Origin of the sequence: Geobacter sp., assembly GCA_009684525.1 — a bacterium.
In the GTDB taxonomy this organism is placed as follows: Bacteria; Desulfobacterota; Desulfuromonadia; order Geobacterales; family DSM-12255; genus Geoanaerobacter.
The window spans coordinates 127,787-146,508 of sequence record WKKR01000007.1 but is presented as its reverse complement, the minus strand read 5'-3'; the positions used below and the strand labels follow the sequence as shown (position 1 = coordinate 146,508).

At 50.4% G+C, this 18,722-nt stretch carries 23 protein-coding genes; 3 read left to right on the top strand and 20 right to left on the bottom strand.

Going from position 1 to position 18,722, the window contains the following annotated elements; translation table 11 throughout:
* Positions 1 to 102: 102 nt before the first annotated feature.
* Together GJT30_18100 and malQ are read right to left on the bottom strand one after the other, a co-directional pair.
* Positions 103 to 1,389: an aminotransferase class V-fold PLP-dependent enzyme gene (locus GJT30_18100; protein MSM41531.1), complete on the bottom strand. Its 1,287-nt coding sequence runs from the start codon at positions 1,387 to 1,389 to the stop codon at positions 103 to 105.
* Between the two features lie 108 nt (positions 1,390 to 1,497).
* A complete protein-coding gene (gene malQ, locus GJT30_18095) occupies positions 1,498 to 2,982 on the bottom strand; it encodes a 4-alpha-glucanotransferase (GenBank protein MSM41530.1) in 1,485 nt (494 codons plus the stop codon).
* Positions 2,983 to 3,097: 115 nt separating this feature from the next.
* Between malQ and GJT30_18090 the strand changes: the two genes are divergently transcribed.
* Positions 3,098 to 3,256, top strand: a complete 159-nt coding sequence (locus GJT30_18090; protein MSM41529.1) for a hypothetical protein — start codon at positions 3,098 to 3,100, stop codon at positions 3,254 to 3,256.
* A 37-nt stretch (positions 3,257 to 3,293) separates the two neighbouring features.
* On the opposite strand, the gene GJT30_18085 is transcribed toward GJT30_18090, so the two are convergent.
* The 4 genes from GJT30_18085 to GJT30_18070 all read right to left on the bottom strand — a co-directional run bounded on the left by GJT30_18085 (position 3,294) and on the right by GJT30_18070 (position 7,593).
* Positions 3,294 to 4,169 carry a CRISPR system precrRNA processing endoribonuclease RAMP protein Cas6 gene (locus tag GJT30_18085; protein ID MSM41528.1) on the bottom strand — a complete coding sequence of 292 codons (876 nt, stop codon included), beginning with the start codon at positions 4,167 to 4,169 and terminating at the stop codon, positions 3,294 to 3,296.
* 70 nt (positions 4,170 to 4,239) lie between these two features.
* The gene (locus GJT30_18080) at positions 4,240 to 4,998 is read right to left on the bottom strand and encodes a succinate dehydrogenase/fumarate reductase iron-sulfur subunit (GenBank protein MSM41527.1); all 759 of its coding nucleotides are present in this window, start codon (positions 4,996 to 4,998) and stop codon (positions 4,240 to 4,242) included.
* Positions 4,998 to 6,914, bottom strand: coding sequence for a succinate dehydrogenase (quinone) flavoprotein subunit (gene sdhA, locus GJT30_18075; GenBank protein ID MSM41526.1), 1,917 nt, complete (start codon positions 6,912 to 6,914; stop codon positions 4,998 to 5,000). The genes GJT30_18080 and sdhA overlap by 1 nt, the downstream gene beginning before the upstream one ends.
* A 13-nt stretch (positions 6,915 to 6,927) precedes the next feature.
* A complete protein-coding gene (locus GJT30_18070) occupies positions 6,928 to 7,593 on the bottom strand; it encodes a succinate dehydrogenase/fumarate reductase cytochrome b subunit (protein MSM41525.1) in 666 nt (221 codons plus the stop codon).
* Between the two features lie 390 nt (positions 7,594 to 7,983).
* On the opposite strand from GJT30_18070, the gene tgt reads away from it, so the two are divergent.
* Positions 7,984 to 9,135, top strand: a complete 1,152-nt coding sequence (gene tgt, locus GJT30_18065; GenBank protein MSM41524.1) for a tRNA guanosine(34) transglycosylase Tgt — start codon at positions 7,984 to 7,986, stop codon at positions 9,133 to 9,135.
* On the top strand, positions 9,128 to 9,913 hold the full coding sequence (gene mazG, locus GJT30_18060; protein MSM41523.1) for a nucleoside triphosphate pyrophosphohydrolase: 786 nt from the start codon (positions 9,128 to 9,130) through the stop codon (positions 9,911 to 9,913). The genes tgt and mazG overlap by 8 nt, the downstream gene beginning before the upstream one ends.
* A gap of 312 nt (positions 9,914 to 10,225) precedes the next feature.
* Here the strand turns inward: mazG and rplQ are convergent, their stop codons facing one another.
* From rplQ to rpsH, 14 genes are all read right to left on the bottom strand, one after another.
* Entirely contained in the window at positions 10,226 to 10,789 is a 564-nt protein-coding gene (rplQ, locus tag GJT30_18055; GenBank protein MSM41522.1) for a 50S ribosomal protein L17, read from the bottom strand.
* A 36-nt stretch (positions 10,790 to 10,825) separates the two neighbouring features.
* Positions 10,826 to 11,848 (bottom strand): DNA-directed RNA polymerase subunit alpha, encoded by a 1,023-nt coding sequence (locus tag GJT30_18050; GenBank protein MSM41521.1) that lies wholly within the window; start codon positions 11,846 to 11,848, stop codon positions 10,826 to 10,828.
* Between the two features lie 31 nt (positions 11,849 to 11,879).
* Positions 11,880 to 12,506, bottom strand: coding sequence for a 30S ribosomal protein S4 (gene rpsD, locus GJT30_18045; GenBank protein ID MSM41520.1), 627 nt, complete (start codon positions 12,504 to 12,506; stop codon positions 11,880 to 11,882).
* Positions 12,507 to 12,538: 32 nt separating this feature from the next.
* On the bottom strand, positions 12,539 to 12,934 hold the full coding sequence (rpsK, locus tag GJT30_18040) for a 30S ribosomal protein S11 (GenBank protein MSM41519.1): 396 nt from the start codon (positions 12,932 to 12,934) through the stop codon (positions 12,539 to 12,541).
* 29 nt (positions 12,935 to 12,963) lie between these two features.
* On the bottom strand, positions 12,964 to 13,332 hold the full coding sequence (rpsM, locus tag GJT30_18035; protein ID MSM41518.1) for a 30S ribosomal protein S13: 369 nt from the start codon (positions 13,330 to 13,332) through the stop codon (positions 12,964 to 12,966).
* Positions 13,333 to 13,356: 24 nt separating this feature from the next.
* Positions 13,357 to 13,470, bottom strand: coding sequence for a 50S ribosomal protein L36 (rpmJ, locus tag GJT30_18030; protein MSM41517.1), 114 nt, complete (start codon positions 13,468 to 13,470; stop codon positions 13,357 to 13,359).
* Positions 13,471 to 13,496: 26 nt separating this feature from the next.
* Positions 13,497 to 14,243, bottom strand: a complete 747-nt coding sequence (map, locus tag GJT30_18025; GenBank protein MSM41516.1) for a type I methionyl aminopeptidase — start codon at positions 14,241 to 14,243, stop codon at positions 13,497 to 13,499.
* Positions 14,240 to 14,893 carry an adenylate kinase gene (locus GJT30_18020; protein MSM41515.1) on the bottom strand — a complete coding sequence of 218 codons (654 nt, stop codon included), beginning with the start codon at positions 14,891 to 14,893 and terminating at the stop codon, positions 14,240 to 14,242. The genes map and GJT30_18020 overlap by 4 nt, the downstream gene beginning before the upstream one ends.
* A 12-nt stretch (positions 14,894 to 14,905) precedes the next feature.
* Positions 14,906 to 16,213, bottom strand: a complete 1,308-nt coding sequence (gene secY / locus GJT30_18015; GenBank protein MSM41514.1) for a preprotein translocase subunit SecY — start codon at positions 16,211 to 16,213, stop codon at positions 14,906 to 14,908.
* Positions 16,210 to 16,656 (bottom strand): 50S ribosomal protein L15, encoded by a 447-nt coding sequence (gene rplO / locus GJT30_18010; GenBank protein MSM41513.1) that lies wholly within the window; start codon positions 16,654 to 16,656, stop codon positions 16,210 to 16,212. The genes secY and rplO overlap by 4 nt, the downstream gene beginning before the upstream one ends.
* Positions 16,657 to 16,857: 201 nt before the next feature.
* Positions 16,858 to 17,346: a 30S ribosomal protein S5 gene (rpsE, locus tag GJT30_18005; protein ID MSM41512.1), complete on the bottom strand. Its 489-nt coding sequence runs from the start codon at positions 17,344 to 17,346 to the stop codon at positions 16,858 to 16,860.
* Positions 17,347 to 17,367: 21 nt separating this feature from the next.
* Positions 17,368 to 17,736 carry a 50S ribosomal protein L18 gene (rplR, locus tag GJT30_18000; protein ID MSM41511.1) on the bottom strand — a complete coding sequence of 123 codons (369 nt, stop codon included), beginning with the start codon at positions 17,734 to 17,736 and terminating at the stop codon, positions 17,368 to 17,370.
* 17 nt (positions 17,737 to 17,753) lie between these two features.
* Entirely contained in the window at positions 17,754 to 18,293 is a 540-nt protein-coding gene (gene rplF / locus GJT30_17995; GenBank protein ID MSM41510.1) for a 50S ribosomal protein L6, read from the bottom strand.
* Between the two features lie 21 nt (positions 18,294 to 18,314).
* Positions 18,315 to 18,713, bottom strand: a complete 399-nt coding sequence (rpsH, locus tag GJT30_17990) for a 30S ribosomal protein S8 (GenBank protein ID MSM41509.1) — start codon at positions 18,711 to 18,713, stop codon at positions 18,315 to 18,317.
* Positions 18,714 to 18,722 lie beyond the last annotated feature (9 nt).

Sequence of the window (18,722 nt, the reverse complement as noted above, 5' to 3'; positions counted from 1 at the left end):
CAAACTCCCCGCTGCACCGTCAAGGAGTTTTTTCAGAAAATTATCGGTTCTGGCTAAGTGGCTGATATCTCCACAGCTCCCTCTGACGAAATATGCACCTCGTCATTGTTGCGATGCCTTGAGTGCCTGATCAATGTCGCACATAATATCAGCCACGTCCTCGATACCAATGGACAGCCTAATAAAATCAGGGGTCACACCGGTGGACTGTTGCTCCACCGGGGTCAATTGCTGGTGTGTTGTCGAAGCAGGATGGATCACCAGCGACTTTGCATCGCCGATATTGGCAAGATGGGAAAGCAGCTTCACGTTGTCGATAAACCTCTTGCCCGCTTCCAAACCACCCTTGATACCAAAACCGATAATGGCGCCGGCACCATTGCCCAGGTATTTTACCACACGAGAGTGATCGATATGCTGTGCCAGCCCCGGATAATTGACCCACGAGACCAACGGATGACTGTCTAGCCACTCCGCTACCTTCTGGGCGTTTTCCACATGGCGGGCCATCCGCACATGCAACGTTTCGATTCCCTGCAGAAACTGAAACGCATTGAATGGGGAAAGGCACGCACCCATATCACGCAGCAGCGTGATCCTCATTCTCATGATATACGAGAGATTCCCGAGAGCATCCCAGTATTGAAGTCCATGGTAAGAGGGATCGGGCTCAGTGAACTCGGGAAACCGGCCATTGTTCCACGGGAACGTGCCGCCATCGACCACAGCCCCCCCAATACTCGTCCCGTGCCCTCCCAGAAACTTGGTCAGGGAGTAGACCACTATATCGGCACCCGAGGCGAGCGGCCTGAAGAGATAGGGGGTGGCGACGGTATTATCCACGATAAACGGGATACCTGCGTCGTGTGCGACGCGGGCGATCGCCTCAAAATCATCCACGTTGTTTTTCGGATTGCCGATGGTTTCGGTATAGACCAGCCTGGTATTAGCATCTATCGCCCTGCGCACGTTCTCAGGATCGGATGTATCGACAAAGTTCACCGTTATCCCGAGCCGGGGGAGGGTGTAATGAAATAGGTTATAGGTCCCGCCATACAAATAGCTGGTTGAAACGATATTCTGCCCTGCCCGAGCAATATTCAGGACCGCATAGGTAATGGCAGCCTGCCCGGACGCAAGTGCGAGCGCCCCTACCCCCCCGTCCAGCTCCGCCAGCCGCTTCTCCAGTACATCGCAGGTAGGATTCATGATCCGCGTATAGATATTACCGAACTCTTTGAGCCCAAACAGGTTTGCCGCATGCTCGGAACTGTTGAAGACGTAGGAAGAGGTCTGATAGATGGGGACCGCACGGGAAAGCGTTGCCGGATCGGGAGTCTGGCCTGCATGAAGCGCCTGGGTTCCAAACTTGTAATTTTCTGCAGACATACATACCTCTCTGGTGCGATTACTTATTTACGCACTATTTTTATCAAGTACACTGGCTTGACTTTATAGAAACCCGACAGAATCTGTCAACCTTTTTCCAGACTGCCTCTAGGGATACCTCGCATAGAATTCGGTCAATTCCCTGAGGCGGATTGCAGAGTCCGCGGTAAGGTCATGCGAGGAAAAGCGCCAACGCCAGTTCTCGCCGACCGTACCGGGAGTATTCATGCGTGCGGAACCTGACAGTCCCAAGATATCCTGCAGCGGAATGATCGCGGTTGCGGCAACAGAAGAGAGCGCCAATCGGATCATTTCCCAAACGACTTCTTCCGGAGTGCAGCGGAGATAGCGGCAGACGCGACGCTGCTGTTCGCCGTTCAATGTGTCAAACCACCCTTGCGTTGTATCGTTATCGTGGGTCCCCGTGTAGACAACACAATTCGGCACATAGTTATGCGGGAGGTAGCCGTTCCGTGCCCCCCCCTCAAACGCAAACTGAAGCACCTTCATCCCCGGCAGACCGAAACGGTCTCGCAAACTGAGCACTTCTGGTGTAATGAGGCCGAGGTCCTCGGCAATGAACGGCAGCTTGCCAACAGCAGCCTGAAAAGAGCTGAAGAGCGCTTCACCTGGCCCTTTGACCCATTGCCCTTTTATGGCGGTCTTTTCCTTAGCCGGTATCTCCCAATACGCCTCAAAACCCCTGAAATGATCGAGCCGAACAACATCATACAGGGAAAGATCGTTTTTCAAGCGGGCAATCCACCAGCCAAATCCATCTGCGGCAAGTCTTTCCCAATCATAGACAGGATTTCCCCAACGTTGACCGGTCTTGCTGAAATAATCTGGTGGCACGCCGGCTACCAACTCCGGTAGACGGTGACTATCCAATTTAAAGAGATGCTGATTACACCATACGTCAACCGAATCATAGGCAACAAATATGGGAGTATCGCCGACAATCAAGATGTTCCGTTCATTGGCATACTGCTTGACTGCCTTCCATTGTCGGTGAAACTGCCATTGCATGTACTTATGGAATCCAACCTCATGCCCGAGGCGATGTGAATATTCTGCGCACTCATCACGATTGCGCAGCACGAGCTCCTTTGGCCAGCGGTTCCAGCACTTCCCCTTGAACAGATCTTTCAGGGCCATAAACAGGGCGTAATCGTGGAGCCAGAAAGAAGTATCACAAAAATGCCAGAAGGAGTGCGTGCGGCGTGGATCATTGCCGGCAAAAAACCGATCCGCTGCCTGGCGTAGCAACCTTAATTTATATGCAGCAACACCGGTAAAATCTATCCGTTCCTCAGCCACAACCGGCGATATTTCATCGTTTCGCAGATCACCTTCCGACACGACAGTGGCAAGGTCGATCAGCAATGGATTACCGGCAAATGCCGAATAGCAGGAATAGGGAGAGTTCCCGTAACCGGGAGGCCCCAATGGGAGGACTTGCCAGAGAACCTGCCCCGCAGCTTGCAGGAAATCGACAAATTGTCGCGCCTCACCACCAAAAGTGCCAATGCCTCCATGTCCAGGGAGCGAAGTAGGGTGGAGCAGTATGCCACTCTTGCGTTGAATGTTCATGAATCCTCCCGCTGATGGATTCAGTATGCCACAGCAGGTAGGCAATGCAACGAGATGAGGACTTTACGGCGGGGTGGCAATCATGTTAGAAAGGAGTCAATAAGGAGGTGCGAACATGGTAAAGACTGCCCTTTTTGAAACGCTCATCGAAAGTGTCGTTGACAATGGCGATGGGACCTCCACGTTTACTCTAGAAGGAAAATCATATCTGATCCGTGACACCCTGGAGATCTCAAAGATCGCCCAAGATCACGGCTATATACTCATCTATTAGCACCTCGTTCACAATGGCAGGCCCCCAACAGGACTTTTCACTGCCTGAGCAGGTATCGCCCCATACCATAGACCGCCCCCTTCCCCAAATGGAAATATTCTCCAAACTGGAGAAAGGGGAAAAGATCTGATGGCACTGCGCTGAATCGCACCTCACCAGTCAAGCCTCCCTGCATACCTGGCCACTCCTCCCATTGCACAGTTGAAGATCCAACCCGCACGTCACCAGATTGCCTTGCCAGCCATTTATAATCCATATTCGGCTCAATCCCGCAATAGTAATAGGCAAGAGACGAATATCTGCGCATGAGCGGTCGGACAAAATCGCTAAAGGTCAACTGGCGGACTGGTCGCCCGTCACTGAGCAGGCGCAGTGGCGTCAACAGGACAACCGCAGCATCACTATGACCATCAGCCAACACCGGATTGGGGAACGAATCCGGGGACAGCAATACAAGCCCATCAGAGACTAAGCGTCCGACGGGATCCAACAGATTTGCAAAGTCGCCATTCACCCCGCAGGACAGAATCTGTCGGAGGATGATGGGGGTTTGAGCGATTGATTCACAGCGAGCGAGGGTACGTTGTACAGACGCAATGAATAGTGAAAGGCTGTTGACTGCCGAACCAGCCAATACAAGGGCAATGTCGACATCGTTTGCGGAAGCGTGTGATGAAGAAAGGACGGGAAAGTCAAACACAAATGGCAAGGGTGGTTTCTGGAATCGCTTGACTGCTGCAGGGTCAGGACTCAGGGCCTGACCGAACAGTTGCTCATAGATCAGCGGCTCCCCCCGCTCATTGCAGGTCCGCATGAATTCATCCCTGAAAAGGCGCCTGAATGAAAACAGCAGATACCGATCAGACGTCCCAGCCAAGGTAACGCGAAAGATGAGCTTGGCAAAGCTGAACATATTCACACCCTGCACGAAAAAAGGGGCGGGGATATGCTCCCCGCCCCTATTAAATCCTGCATAATATAGGTTATGCGAACAGCGCCTTCAGGTATTCGCGATTCATCCTGGCGATAAATTTGACATCAATACCCTTGGGACATGCAGCCTGGCACTCGTAATGGTTGGTGCAGTTGCCAAAACCACAATCCCTCATGGCCTGGATCATGTTGGTAACACGCTGTGCCGCTTCCGGCCTACCCTGAGGGAGAAGCGCAAGCTGTGAAACCTTGGCACCAGTGAAGAGCATTGCTGCGCTGTTGGGGCACCCAGCCACGCAGGCGCCGCAACCGATGCATTCGGCAGCGTCGGTTGCCTCTTCAGCAATTGGCTTGGGAATCATGATCGTGTTAGCATCGGGTACGCCACCAGTATGGCAGGAAGTATAGCCGCCAGCCTGGATAATCGTGTCGAGTGCAGAGCGATCAACAACCAGGTCTTTCACGATCGGGAAGGCACGAGCGCGCCACGGTTCAATATAAATCGTGTCGCCATCCTTGAACTTCCGCATATGTAACTGGCACAGGGTAGTGCGCTCTTGACCACCGTGCGGCATGCCGTTGACGACCTGTGAGCACATCCCACAGATCCCTTCGCGGCAGTCGTGGTCAAACACGATCGGTTCTTTTCCAGCATTAATCAGATCTTCGTTGACGACGTCCAGCATCTCCAAGAAGGAATGGTGCTCAGTGATCTCCTTGGCAGTGTATGTCTCAAATTTTCCGGGATCGTTGGCGTTCTTCTGGCGCCACACGATCAGTGTCAATGTCATGGTCTTGTGATCGCTCATTATTTGTAACTCCTTACAGCGAGATGAATAGTCTCGAATTTCAGGGGTTCCTTGTGAAGTTCAGGTTCCTTGTCGAGACCTTTGAATTCCCATGCCCCTACATATGAGAAATCGGCGTCATTACGCTTGGCTTCCCCGTCAGGGAGTTGATGTTCAACCCTGAAATGGCCGCCACAGGACTCTTCACGATGGAGTGAATCTCGTGCCATCAATTCACCGAATTCAAGGAAGTCAGCCACACGACCGGCATTTTCCAGTTGCTGGTTGAGCTCAGCCCCAGTGCCAGTGACCTTGACATTTTTCCAGAATTCTTCACGAAGCTTGGGAATCTGCTGTAAAGCTTCGGTAAGGCTCTCTTTGGAGCGGGCCATCCCGACATTGTTCCACATGATCTTGCCCAGATCACGGTGGAACTCGGTAACCGTCCGCTTGCCGTTAATGGCGAGCAGTTTCTTTGTCGTGGCATTGACGTCCTCAGCCGACTTCTTGAACTCGGCATGGTCTGTCTTGGTCCCACTGGGCTTGACAGTCGCCAGATACCCGCCAATGGTGTAAGGAATAACGAAATAGCCGTCGGAAAGACCCTGCATGAGGGCAGAGGCACCCAGGCGGTTTGCACCATGCACCGAGAAGTTGGCTTCACCCAGAACGAACAGGCCAGGAATATTGCTCATCAGGTTGTAATCGACCCACAGACCGCCCATGGCATAGTGTGGTGCCGGGTAGATGCGCATCGGTGTCTTGTAGGCGTTGTCGTCAGTAATCCGCTCGTACATCTCAAACAGGTTGCCGTAGCGTTCGCAGATGATTTTTTCGCTGAGACGCTTGATCGAATCGGCATAATCGAGGTAAACACCACGACCACCGGGACCGACACCGCGCCCCTCATCACACTGCTCCTTGGCGGAACGGGACGAGATATCGCGAGGAGCCAGGTTTCCGAATGAAGGATACTTGCGCTCGAGATAGTAATCGCGATCCTCTTCGGGGATCTGCTCTGGCCGCTTGTTTACATCTTCCTTCTTCTTGGGAACCCAGATGCGACCGTCGTTACGCAGCGACTCCGACATCAGCGTCAGTTTGGACTGGTATTCACCTGCCTGCGGGATGCAGGTCGGGTGGATCTGTGTGTAGCAGGGGTTGGCAAAGAAGGCGCCCTTTTTGGCTGCCTTCCAGGTAGCCGTAACAGAACAGCCTTTGGCATTGGTAGAAAGGTAAAACACGTTGACATAACCGCCGGTGCAGAGGCAAACGGCGTCAGCAGCGTAACTTTCAATCTCGCCGGTAATCAGGTTGCGGCAGGTAATACCGCGGGCAACACCGTCAACCACTACCAGGTCCAGCATCTCGCGGCGGTTGTACATCTTGACCGAACCGAGCTTTATCTGGCGGGACAGGGCCGAGTAGGCACCCAGAAGCAACTGCTGGCCGGTTTCACCGCGTGAATAGAAGGTACGGGAAACCTGGGCACCACCGAAGGAGCGGTTGTCGAGATAGCCGGCGTAATCGCGGCCAAAGGGTACGCCCTGGGCCACACACTGGTCGATGATGTTGTTGGAAACTTGGGCGAGGCGCCAGACGTCAGCCTCACGGGCACGGAAGTCACCACCCTTGATGGTGTCATACATCAGGCGCAGGATGGAATCGCCGTCACTCGGGTAGTTTTTTGCAGCGTTGATGCCGCCCTGTGCAGCAATTGAGTGGGCGCGACGCGGGCTGTCCTGATAGCAGAAAGCCTGGACATTGTAACCGAGTTCTCCCAAGGAAGCAGCAGCAGCGCCACCGGCCAAACCGGTGCCCACGACGATGATGTTATATTTGCGCTTGTTGGCGGGGTTCACCAGCTTCAGGTCGAAGCGATGCTTGTCCCAGGTTTTTTCAATTGGTCCGGTTGGACATTTTCCGTCGAGTATCACTATGAACCCCCTATTATTTGCTCAGAATGCCGGTAAGTATAAAGACTGGAATGGAACTGTAGCCAACCAGGAAGACAACGGCCACAACCTTGGCCAACTTGGTAATAACCGGCAGTGTCTTGTCGTTATTCCAACCCACGGTCTGGAAGAAGCTCTGGATGCCGTGGCTCAGGTGCAGGAAAAGAACAACCATTGCTGCCACATAAATGAAGGCGATCCCACCCTTTTGGAAGCTCGTGAGAACCATGGTGAAAACATCATATCTCCCCGCAGCATCAACTCCTTGCACGATATCGGGAGTAACCCTCGCCGTGAATTGCATGAGGTGATACACAAGGAATACCAGGATCAGGAGGCCGGTCCAGACCATGTTGTCGCTGGCGAACGTTGCCTTGCGATAATTCTTCACTGCATAGGACTGGGGGGACGCTGCACTGTTTTCAAGTGTCAACTGAATGCCAAAAAGGACATGGACGGAGAGCAGGCTCAACATTGCAAGGCGGAATACCCAGACCAGCGGTCCCAGGTCGTGGAGATGCTTGGCATAGGCGTTGATGCCGTCTGCCCCGATGAAGATCGAGGAATTGCCGAGCAGATGCACGACAACGAAAAGGACCATCAACTGGCCGGTGATCGCCATCAGAATCTTTCTGCCCACTGAACTTGTAAGTATCTGCATATTGGTATCCTTTTACCTTGAGATTTCTCGTATTGCACGTACAGTAGATGCGTGGAACGTCCGATACGCCGGAAGACGAAATAGTTTCTGCTATCCCGTCAAGAACGGCTCAGAAGTACATCGAGGGGGCGCTCGCCATTCGTTGATCGTGCACATACGTACCTCCTTGACCATTAAATTTTGCGAATTGGAGACCTTCCCACTTCATTAATGCCAATTAATATGCCTCGTGTATACTGTATACTAAACGTCGTTTTAGCAAAATGCAACAAAAAAACCGCATAAATCCACGTCTGGCATGCTGTTGCATTTTTCACTTCGATCTGCTAATAAGATTAATTCACTGGTACTTTTGCTCACCATTAGCCTATCTTATGAATGGGATAATTAATGCATTTTATAGAAAAAGGCAACTTCCATTTTACCCTTGTGGCCAAGGATTTTTCTTCAGCTGCCAGGCGAGGACGGATCAGAACCCCACACGGAGTTATTGAAACCCCCATCTTTATGCCTGTCGGCACCCATGCTGCCATGAAAGCAATGACTCCTGAGCAGGTCTCTGCTACCGGAGCACAGATCATTCTTGCCAATACCTACCATCTACACCTGCGGCCAGGTGAAAACCTTGTCGAAAAAGCTGGCGGACTTCACACATTCATGGCTTGGGACAAACCGATTCTCACCGATTCGGGAGGTTTTCAGGTCTTTTCTCTGCCCAATAAGCGCATTACCCATGACGGCGCATATTTTAAACACGAACTCACCGGCGAAGAGATCTATCTCGACCCGTCCAAGGCCATAGCAATTCAGGAAGCACTCGGTGCGGACATCATAATGGCTTTCGATGAATGCATCCCCTATCCCTGTGATCGCCAGTACGCAGAAACGTCAACCCGTAAAACCATTCGATGGGCAGAGATATGCAAAAATGCCCAACAGCGCACGGATCAAGCACTATTCGGCATCGTGCAGGGGAGCGTCTATCCAGATTTACGCACCATGTGTGCTAAAGAACTGGTCGCCATGGACTTCCCCGGATACGCCATTGGCGGCGTGAGTGTCGGCGAAGGACTGGAACTGTTGAAACAAGTTGTCGAAGTAACGGTTCCCCATCTACCTGAGGGCAAACCACGCTATCTCATGGGGGTAGGTCTCCCGGAAGACATCTTGGCAAGTGTCGAACGGGGGATTGACATGTTTGATTGTGTCATCCCCACTCGCTACGCACGCAGCGCAACACTATTCACTAACCGTGGGAAAATCAGGCTTACAAACAAGAATTACCGCCGTGATTTCTACCCAATTGACCCCAATTGCACCTGCTACACCTGTAAAAATTTCACACGTGCTTACTTACACCACCTCTTCAATGCGAATGAAGTCCTCTCGGCTGTTCTTGCCAGCATTCACAATGTACACTTCTACCTGAACATGATGGCTGACATTCGCACAGCAATCGAAGAGCATCGTTTCCTTGACTATAAACATGAATTTCTTTCAGCCTATCTGGGAAAAGCAAAAAAGGATCGTCCTCATGAATGAACCCGGTTTTGAACGCCTCATGACCATCATGAAACGCTTGCGAGGTCCCGCAGGTTGCCCTTGGGATGCAGAACAAAACCACGAATCCCTCAAGCGGTATCTCCTGGAAGAGTGCTACGAAGTGCTTGAGGCGATCGATGCCAATAACGACGAACTTCTCAAGGAAGAGTTGGGTGACTTGTTGTTGCAGCCGGTTTTTCATGCCGTAATTGCCGACGAACGTGGCGCATTCACGATGGACGACATTCTTGCTTCAATCTGCGAAAAACTCATTCGCCGCCACCCCCATGTTTTTGGTGATGACACCATCAAGTCAAGTGATGAGCAAATTGTAAACTGGGAAAAGATTAAACAACAAGAAAAGGGTAATGAACGACGCTCTGCTCTCTCGGGAATACCACCACACCTACCAGCCCTGCTCAAAGCGCAGAAAATCACGGAGAAAGCTGCAAGGGTAGGTTTTGACTGGGAAGATAGCGATCAAGTATTTGCAAAAGTGCTTGAGGAGTTACGTGAGTTTGAGGAGAGTGTTGTTAGTGGCAATCGGGAGGAAATGGAAGCAGAACTAGGCGATCTTCTTTTTGCAATTGTTAATCTAGGCCGCTTTTTGTCATTAACACCGGAAGAGGCGCTCCGTAAAACGATTGATCGCTTCACCTCGCGGTTTTCCTATATTGAACAGACACTACAGGGGCAAAACATCTCCATGCAAGACGCCACTCTCCACGAAATGGAGTCTCTCTGGCAGGAGGCAAAGGTTTTGGAACGTAAACGCTGACTTATGAGTCCACTTCATGCACTTACCGTATTTTCGACATGCCTTATCCACCAATCATGTTGATGATCTGTGGATAAAGTTGTTAACAACGAGGATTTCTTTTGTAGACCGCCCTCCTTACGCAGAATGCCCACAATTTGCCCAGACACTTTCCCTTTTGTTTCAAGATAGTTACAGTCGCGCTTAAGTTTTTTAGTTCATTACCCTACTGCGACGTCAGTAGTACGGAATACCCCTCCAAGAAGATACAGAAAAGGGGCGCTGATTTGATATCCAGCGCCCCTTTTCGAAAGTACTATTTTGTAACCTTCGTCAGTCTGCTTTTGCCTCGCAGGTTTCTGCAGTTTCAGACAGCGTGGACACAGGCGCATCCGCAACTGCTGCAGAGCTTTCCTGAGCATCAACGGTAGCGATCTCAGCCGGTTGCTCAGTAACAGGCTGAGCAGCCGTGGTGACCGCAGGCTCAACCTTCACTGGGGCCTTTTTTACCGCTATTTTCTTCGCGGGTCTTTTCTCAACAAGCTCCTCGACTAGTTCAATCTGGGAAAGGAGTGCATTATCGCCGGATCTTTGCCCCAGCTTGATAATACGGGTATATCCACCATCACGCTCCTTATATCGCGGTGCTATGGCACTAAAAAGCTTTGTCACCACTTTTTTATCGCGAATATAAGCAGATGCTAGTCTAATTGCATGAAGATCCCCCCGTTTCCCAAGGGTGATCATCTTCTCGGCAATAGAGCGGAGCTCTTTCGCCTTTGCGTCTGTCGTCGTAATCTTTTCATGCTGCAATAATGATGTCACCATGTTTCTGAACATCGCGACTCTGTGACTCGTTGTTCTTCCTAGTCTTCTTCCGGCCTTAGCGTGACGCATGACTACAGATTCCTTTCTCTATTCCAATCTTGCAGGCTACTCTTCGTCCTTGCGCTCGCCACGGAGCCTGCGCATGACTTCCTCATCCGGGAAGTTGTCAAGTTTCATTCCGAGGGACAGCCCCATATCAGCCAAAACATCCTTTATCTCATTAAGAGATTTACGACCGAAATTCTGTGTTTTGAGCATCTCGGCTTCAGTCCTGATAACCAGCTCACCGATGAGTTTTATGCCTGCATTCTTCAGACAATTGGCAGACCTTACCGAAAGTTCAAGTTCATCAACAGACCGATAGAGATTCTCGTTGATCCGCTCAGAATCCTCTTCATGCTCAACCTCTTCCGGCTGCTCAACCTCTTCATCAAAATTGATAAAGATGGTCAACTGCTCCTTGAGAATCTTAGCAGCATAGGCAATAGCATCATCAGGTTTTACACTTCCGTCGGTCCATACTTCTACAGTGAGTTTGTCATAATCTGTTATCTGACCGACACGCGCGTTAGTGACCTGAAAGTTGACCTTTGAAATAGGAGAAAAAATAGAATCTATCGGCATGGTACCTACAGATGCCTTTTCATCACGATTCCTGTCCGCAGGTACATACCCCTTGCCCATCCTGACAACCATCTCCATTTCAAGATTGGCGTCCTTGGAGCAGGTGGCAATGTGGTGGCCCGGGTTAAGGATTTCAATATTGGGGTCGGTAACGATATCGCCGGCCTTAATGATGCCTTCTCCACGGTGTATGACCCGAATCGTACGAGACTCGTGACCATGCATCTTGAGACGCACGCCCTTGAGATTAAGAATGATATCAGTCGCGTCTTCTGTTACACCCGGGATTGCAGAAAACTCATGCAAAACCCCTTTAATCTTAACAGATGTTATGGCAGCTCCCTGCAATGAAGAAAGGAGCACTCTTCTCAGCGAATTACCGAGCGTTGTTCCAAAGCCACGTTCAAAAGGCTCGGCATAAAATTTACCATATGTAGGCGAAAGAGTCTCCGATTCAACCTGGATCTTCTTTGGGCGTATCAGATCACGCCAGTTCTTATACATGAATTCCTCCCTGTCGCGGATTGCGTAGCCGTTACTTGGAGTAGAGTTCGACGATCAATTGCTCTTGAATAGGCATAGTGATGTCTTCTCTAACAGGAAGGGACTTGAGCACGCCCCGATATGCGTCCTTGTCCAGCTCCAACCATTGTGAAATACCACGCCGCACGACGCTATCCAGCGCATCGTTTACGCGCGTTATCTTCCGACTCTTTTCGCGCAATTCAATGGTATCGCCAATCTTGACCAGAATTGACGGAATATTGACCTTTCTCCCATTGAGCGTGAAGTGCCCATGTTTGACGAGCTGGCGAGCTTCTATGCGTGAAGAAGCAAATCCGAGTCGGTACACAAGATTGTCGAGTCTCCGCTCAAGAAGTACGAGCAAATTCTCGCCAGTCACACCTTTCATGCGCTCAGCCTTCTCAAAATAGGATCTGAACTGTTTTTCAAGAATGCCGTAAATTCGACGGACTTTCTGCTTTTCGCGCAACTGAACGCCATAATCAGAAACTTTTGCTCGCCCTTGGCCATGCTGACCAGGAGGATAGTTTCTACGTTTTATTGCACACTTATCCGTATAGCAGCGCTCTCCCTTAAGAAAGAGCTCCATATTTTGCCTCCTGCAGAGTCTGCAGGATGGACCCGTATATCTAGCCAATCAAAACCTCCTTAGCCGAATTTGCATCGGAATTATACTCTTCTCCGTTTTGGCGGACGACAACCATTATGGGGGATGGGTGTAACATCCTTGATGAAACTTACATGAAGACCAGCAGCCTGAAGTGCTCTAAGCGCTGATTCACGACCAGAGCCCGGTCCCTTGACGTATACTTCCAAGGAACGCATACCATGCTCCTGGACCTTCTTTGCACAATCCTCTGCGGCTATCTGAGCAGCAAATGGAGTGCTTTTGCGCGACCCCTTGAAGCCTTTGCACCCTGCCGTTGACCATGCGATAACATTACCAACCTGATCAGTAATCGTGATCATGGTATTGTTAAAAGTAGCCTGAATATGGGCTACACCGTTCGGAATATTCTTCTTTTCCTTCTTTTTCTTAACAACGCGCTTCGCTGGGCTTGCCATTATCCCTCCACTCTCACGTATTACGTTTCCTATTTCTTCTTGCCTGCAACTGTCCTGGCAGGCCCTTTACGCGTCCTTGCATTGGTCTTGGTACGCTGCCCCCGCACAGGGAGTCCTTTTCTGTGCCTGAGACCGCGGTAACATCCGAGGTCCATCAGTCGCTTGATATTCATCGACACATCCCTGCGGAGATCGCCCTCGACCTTGATGTTCTTATCAATATACTCGCGTATCCGCGCGACTTCAGCCTCTGTAAGCCCGTCGGTACGAGTATTGAAATCAATACCGCTGCCAGACAATATCTGCTGCGCTGTCGAGCGCCCGATACCGTAGATATATGTCAGAGCAATCTCAATACGCTTATTTTTCGGAAGGTCAATTCCTGCAATGCGTGCCAATGTTAAATCCTCCTCTAAAGGCTCTTAGCCTTGACGCTGCGAATGTTTAGGGATATCACAGATCACTCGCACAACACCCTTGCGCTTGATGATCTTGCACTTATCACAGATTCGTTTTACTGATGCCCGTACTTTCATCCGTTGGTATCCTTTCAGAAACAAGGTCATACCCTTGTCAGTATTTCAGGTCCATTGTCCGTTATGGCAACGGTATGTTCGAAATGCGCGGAGAGGCCACCATCACAAGTTACTGCGGTCCAGCCATCTTCAAGAACCTCAACCTCATAGCCCTTCTCATTGATCATCGGCTCTATGGCCAAGACCATCCCAGGCTTCAACTTCACGCCTTTTCCTGGCTGCCCATAGTTGGGTATTTGAGGGCTCTCGTGCAGACTTCGGCCTATGCCATGACCCACAAAATCCCGCACTACACTAAATCCACGGGACTCTACATAACTCTGAACCGCGTATGATATATCCGACAACCGCCCCATAGGCTGAGCTGCCTCTATACCGGCATAAAGTGACTCTTCAGTCGCCTGCAACAGCTTTTGGGCTGAAGGAGTTACATTTCCAACAGGGACCGTAAGCGCTGCATCCCCGTAAAAGCCATCAACAATAACACCAAAATCAAGACTCAGTATGTCACCTGCCAGCAGAACTCGTGAACTGGGCATACCATGTACCACTTGCTCATTCACTGAGCAACAGAGTGAGTACTTGTAGCCACTATACCCCTTGAACGCCGGCACAGCCTTTCGCTTTGCTGCCTCTCGCTCCGCAATCTTGTTGAGCGAGCCAGTCGTAACACCAGGGACAACGTTCTCAGCCAAAATAAGGAGAATCTCGGCAACTATCCTACAGGAGACCCTCATCCGGTCGATTTCCTGAGGAGATTTGAGAACTATCACCCAACATCACCCTGAACAATGGAAAGAATCTGATGCTGTATAGACTCTATGCTCCCAACCCCACGAACATCGCGAAGCAACGATGCGTTCCTATAATAATCTATCAGAGGTGCAGTCTGCAGGTCATATACCTCGAGACGCTTACGCATGGTCTCCTCGCGATCATCGTCGCGCTGAAAGAGTTCACCGCCACACTCGTCGCATTTTCCAGCTACGCGAGGCGCGTCAAAAATTATATGGTAACCCTTCCCACACCCCTTGCACGTCCGGCGACCCGTAATTCGACCAAGAAGCTCATCATTGTCTACCGATATTGAGATCACGTGCTCAATTGACCTTGCCTGCCCTTCAAGCATGCAACGCAACGAATCAGCCTGACTCACGGTACGAGGAAAACCATCGAGAATAAATCCAGCCACACAATCAGGCTTTGCCAAACGCTCTTCGACAATTCCGACAACAACAGCATCCGGAACGAGCAGGCCATCATCCATAAATGCCTTTGCCTTTGCACCCATGGGAGTCTGCTCCTTGACAGCCGCACGCAATATATCACCGGTCGAGATCTGCGGAATCGACAATGCCTTAACAAGAAGCTTTGCCTGCGTTCCCTTCCCTGCACCAGGAGGACCAAGAAGTACGAGATTCATGACAGCGCTAACCTACTTCCTACCCTTAATTTTGACACCCTTCATGAACCCCTCATAACTCCTCGTTATAAGGTGAGACTCAATCTGGGCAACGGTGTCCATACCTACACCAACTGCAATCAACAGAGCCGTTCCACCGAAATAAAAAGGCAAATTAAACTTACCGATCAGGATCGATGGAAGGACGCAAACCAATGAAATATAAACAGCCCCGGCAAAAGTAAGCTTTGTCAGGACCTTATCAATATAGTCCGACGTCTCTTTACCAGGCCGAATCCCAGGGATGTATCCACCATGCTTTTTCACATTTTCCGCCACATCGACAGGATTAAATGTGACAGCCGTGTAGAAGTAGCAAAAAAACACGATGAATGCAACATAAAATATATTATAGGCCCAGTTCCCAGGGGTAAGACTCTTAGCTGCCTGTTGAACCCACGGGATATCTATAAAGTTCCCAATCGTTGCGGGAAACATAATGATAGATGACGCAAAAATCGGCGGGATGACTCCAGCCATGTTTACCTTGAGAGGGAGGTGAGATGTCTGCGCACTGAAGGTCTTCAAACCAACGACACGCTTTGCGTAGTGAATCGGCAATCTTCGCTGTCCACGCTCAACATAAACTATTGCCGCAATGACAAGAAACATCAGCGCAAGTACAAACAGGATGATAAAAAGCGAAAGCTGACCGCTCTTCAGAAGACGGACACTGTTCAAAAGTGCTGTCGGAATCCTCGCCACAATGCCTGCAAAGATTATCAGAGAAATTCCATTCCCGATGCCCTTTTCAGACATCTGCTCGCCAAGCCACATGATAAATGCAGTGCCTGCAGTCAGGGTGATAACTGTCATGACTCGGAAACTCCAGCCAGGACTCGGCACAACCAACTCGCCTGCAGGCCCTCTCATGCTTTCCAGGCCGATACTGATTCCGAGGCCCTGGATAACACTGAGAACTATGGTCCCATAGCGAGTATATTGAATGATCTTTTTCCGTCCGGATTCCCCGTCTTTCGAAAGCTTTTCAACAGCCGGGACTACGACTGTCAGCAACTGGAAGATAATTGAAGAGGAAATATACGGCATGATCCCGAGGGCAAACACTGTGAGTCTTTCCAGTGCGCCGCCCGAAAACATATCAAACAGACCAAGGAGCGTACCCTGAGCCTGCTTGAAGAAATGTGACAATGCAATACTGTCTATCCCAGGTGTTGGGATATGACATCCAACCCTGTAAACGGCAAGCATAGCCAGTGAGAAAAGGACCCGTTTTTTCAGCTCAGGGATCCTGAAAATATTCTGGAATGCCTCGATCAAGGCTGGATCTCCTCAACAGTGCCACCAGCGGCAACAATCTTTTCCTTGGCGGCAGCGCTGAATTTGTGCGCCTTAACCGTGAGTGGCTTGGTCAATTCGCCTGTAGCAAGAACCTTTACCCCACTTTTGACTCCACCGATCAGACCGCAGTTCAAAAGAGTCTCCACATCAACGACGGAATTTGCTTCAAAAACATTGAGCCTGCCGACATTGATCTGAGCATACTCAATCCTGTTGAGCGGATTGAAACCACGCTTAGGAAGACGCCTCTGCATGGGCATCTGGCCCCCTTCGAAACCGGCCTTGATGCTGCCACCACTTCTGGCTTTTTGCCCTTTATGACCCTTTGTTGCTGTCTTGCCATGCCCAGAGCCCGTGCCTCTTCCGATTCTCTTCCGATCTTTCGAAGCACCGAGTGCAGGCTTTATCGTATTCAGTCTCATTACAAATACCTCGCAGGATTACTCTTCATCTACTTACCAGAAACGTTACACGCAATATGCCCGATATCAGACAGGTGTCTAAGCCACTCTTCATGCAGTGACATATTTTATAGCAGCTTGTGTGTGTTCAGACAGTGGGCGTTGACAATGTTTACACAAAATATCGAATGTAAAAGCGCGAAACCAGATCGCAGTGAGGGTCTATTCGCCAACTCCACGACGCTGCATGATCTCTTCAGGGCTTCTCAGTTTCCTGAGCCCATCAAACGCTGCCTTTACCACGTTATGGGCATTGTTTGATCCCAGACATTTTGCCAGTATGTTTTGAATCCCCGCTGACTCGAACACCGCACGTGCTGCACCGCCAGCGATTACGCCCGTACCTGCGGATGCAGGCATCATCAGAACGCGCCCAGCACCAAAATGCCCTTCAATTTCATACGGGATTGTATGACCTACAACGATAGGAACCTTGATAAGATTCTTTTTCGCCTGCTCTACGCCTTTACGGATAGCTTCGGGAACCTCGTTAGCCTTGCCAAGGCCATATCCGACATAACCATTGCCATCCCCTACCACAACGAGCGCTGAAAAACTGAAGCGACGTCCGCCTTTGACAACCTTTGCTACACGGTTGATGTGGACGACACGATCAGTCAGAGTTAGTTCGCTTGGATTAATCTTCAACAATTGAGGCCTCCTTTTACAGTCCTAAAAGGACAGTCCATGCTCTCGGGCTGCATCAGCAAGTGCCTTGACCCTACCATGGTACAAAAATCCACCACGGTCAAAAACAACTGCCTTGATGTTTTTTTCCAACGCGCGCTTGGCAATCTCAGCGCCGACCATTTTAGCGGCCTCTATATTCCCGGTAGATGAAAGTCCTGTTGCGACATCCGCCAGGAGAGTCGACGCCGAAACCAGTGTCATACCCGTATTGTCATCGATGACCTGGGCATAAATGTGGCGAGCGCTTCTAAACACATTCAGGCGGGGACGTTCTTCATCACCCCTGATCTTCTTCCGAACCCTTACCTTACGTTTCAGGCGGGCTTCTTTCTTTTCCGCAAGAGAACTCACGGCACACTCCTCATAGTCTATTTTTTACCGGTCTTGCCGGCTTTGCGCAGGATGGTCTCATCAGCGTACTTGATACCCTTCCCTTTGTAGGGCTCAGGGCCGCGGAAACTCCTGATCTTGGCAGCAGTCTCGCCAACAAGCTCCTTGTCGATACCCTTTACGAGCAATTTTGTCATCTTTTCAACTTCAACAACAATACCGGTGGGAAGCTGAAAGTTGATCGGATGAGAGTATCCCAAGCTGAGGTTGAGGATGTCTCCCTTTGCCTCAGCCCTGTACCCGACCCCGTTGATTTCAAGAGCCCGTTCGAACCCTTTCGTCACGCCAACAACCATATTGTTGATCAAGGTACGCGTCAGTCCATGTGCAGACCTGGAACCATTACTCTCATCTTTCCTGGTCACTACAATGGAAGCATCAGATATCTCTACGATCACGCCCGCCATAACCGATCGCGACAAGGTCCCTTTGGGGCCATCAACGGTGATTACGGAATCAGTATACTGGACCTTAACCCCTTTGGGGATTTCAACTGGTAACTTACCAATCCTCGACATACACAGCACTCCTTAGAAATATTACCAGACTGTGCAGATGAGTTCCCCACCCACACATGCCTCACGTGCAGCTTTATCGGTAAGGATCCCTTTGGATGTGGACAGGATTGCTATCCCCATTCCGCTTTTTACGCTCGGGATCTCGTCATGCTTTACGTAACGCCGGCTACCTGGCCTGCTGACCCGCTTGATTTCCGAGATGACCGGGTCTTTCTCGTCGATATACTTGAGATAGATCCGTAGCACACCCTGTTTCTGGTCGGCTATGACCTTATAGTTCTTGATAAAGCCCTCTGAACGCAGGACATTGGCCAAGCTTACTTTCATGTTGGAGGACGGAATATCCACCTTTTGAAGTTTGGCAAGGTTGCCGTTCCTGATTCTTGTAAGCAGATCTGCAATGGGGTCAGTCATGGACATCGATATGCA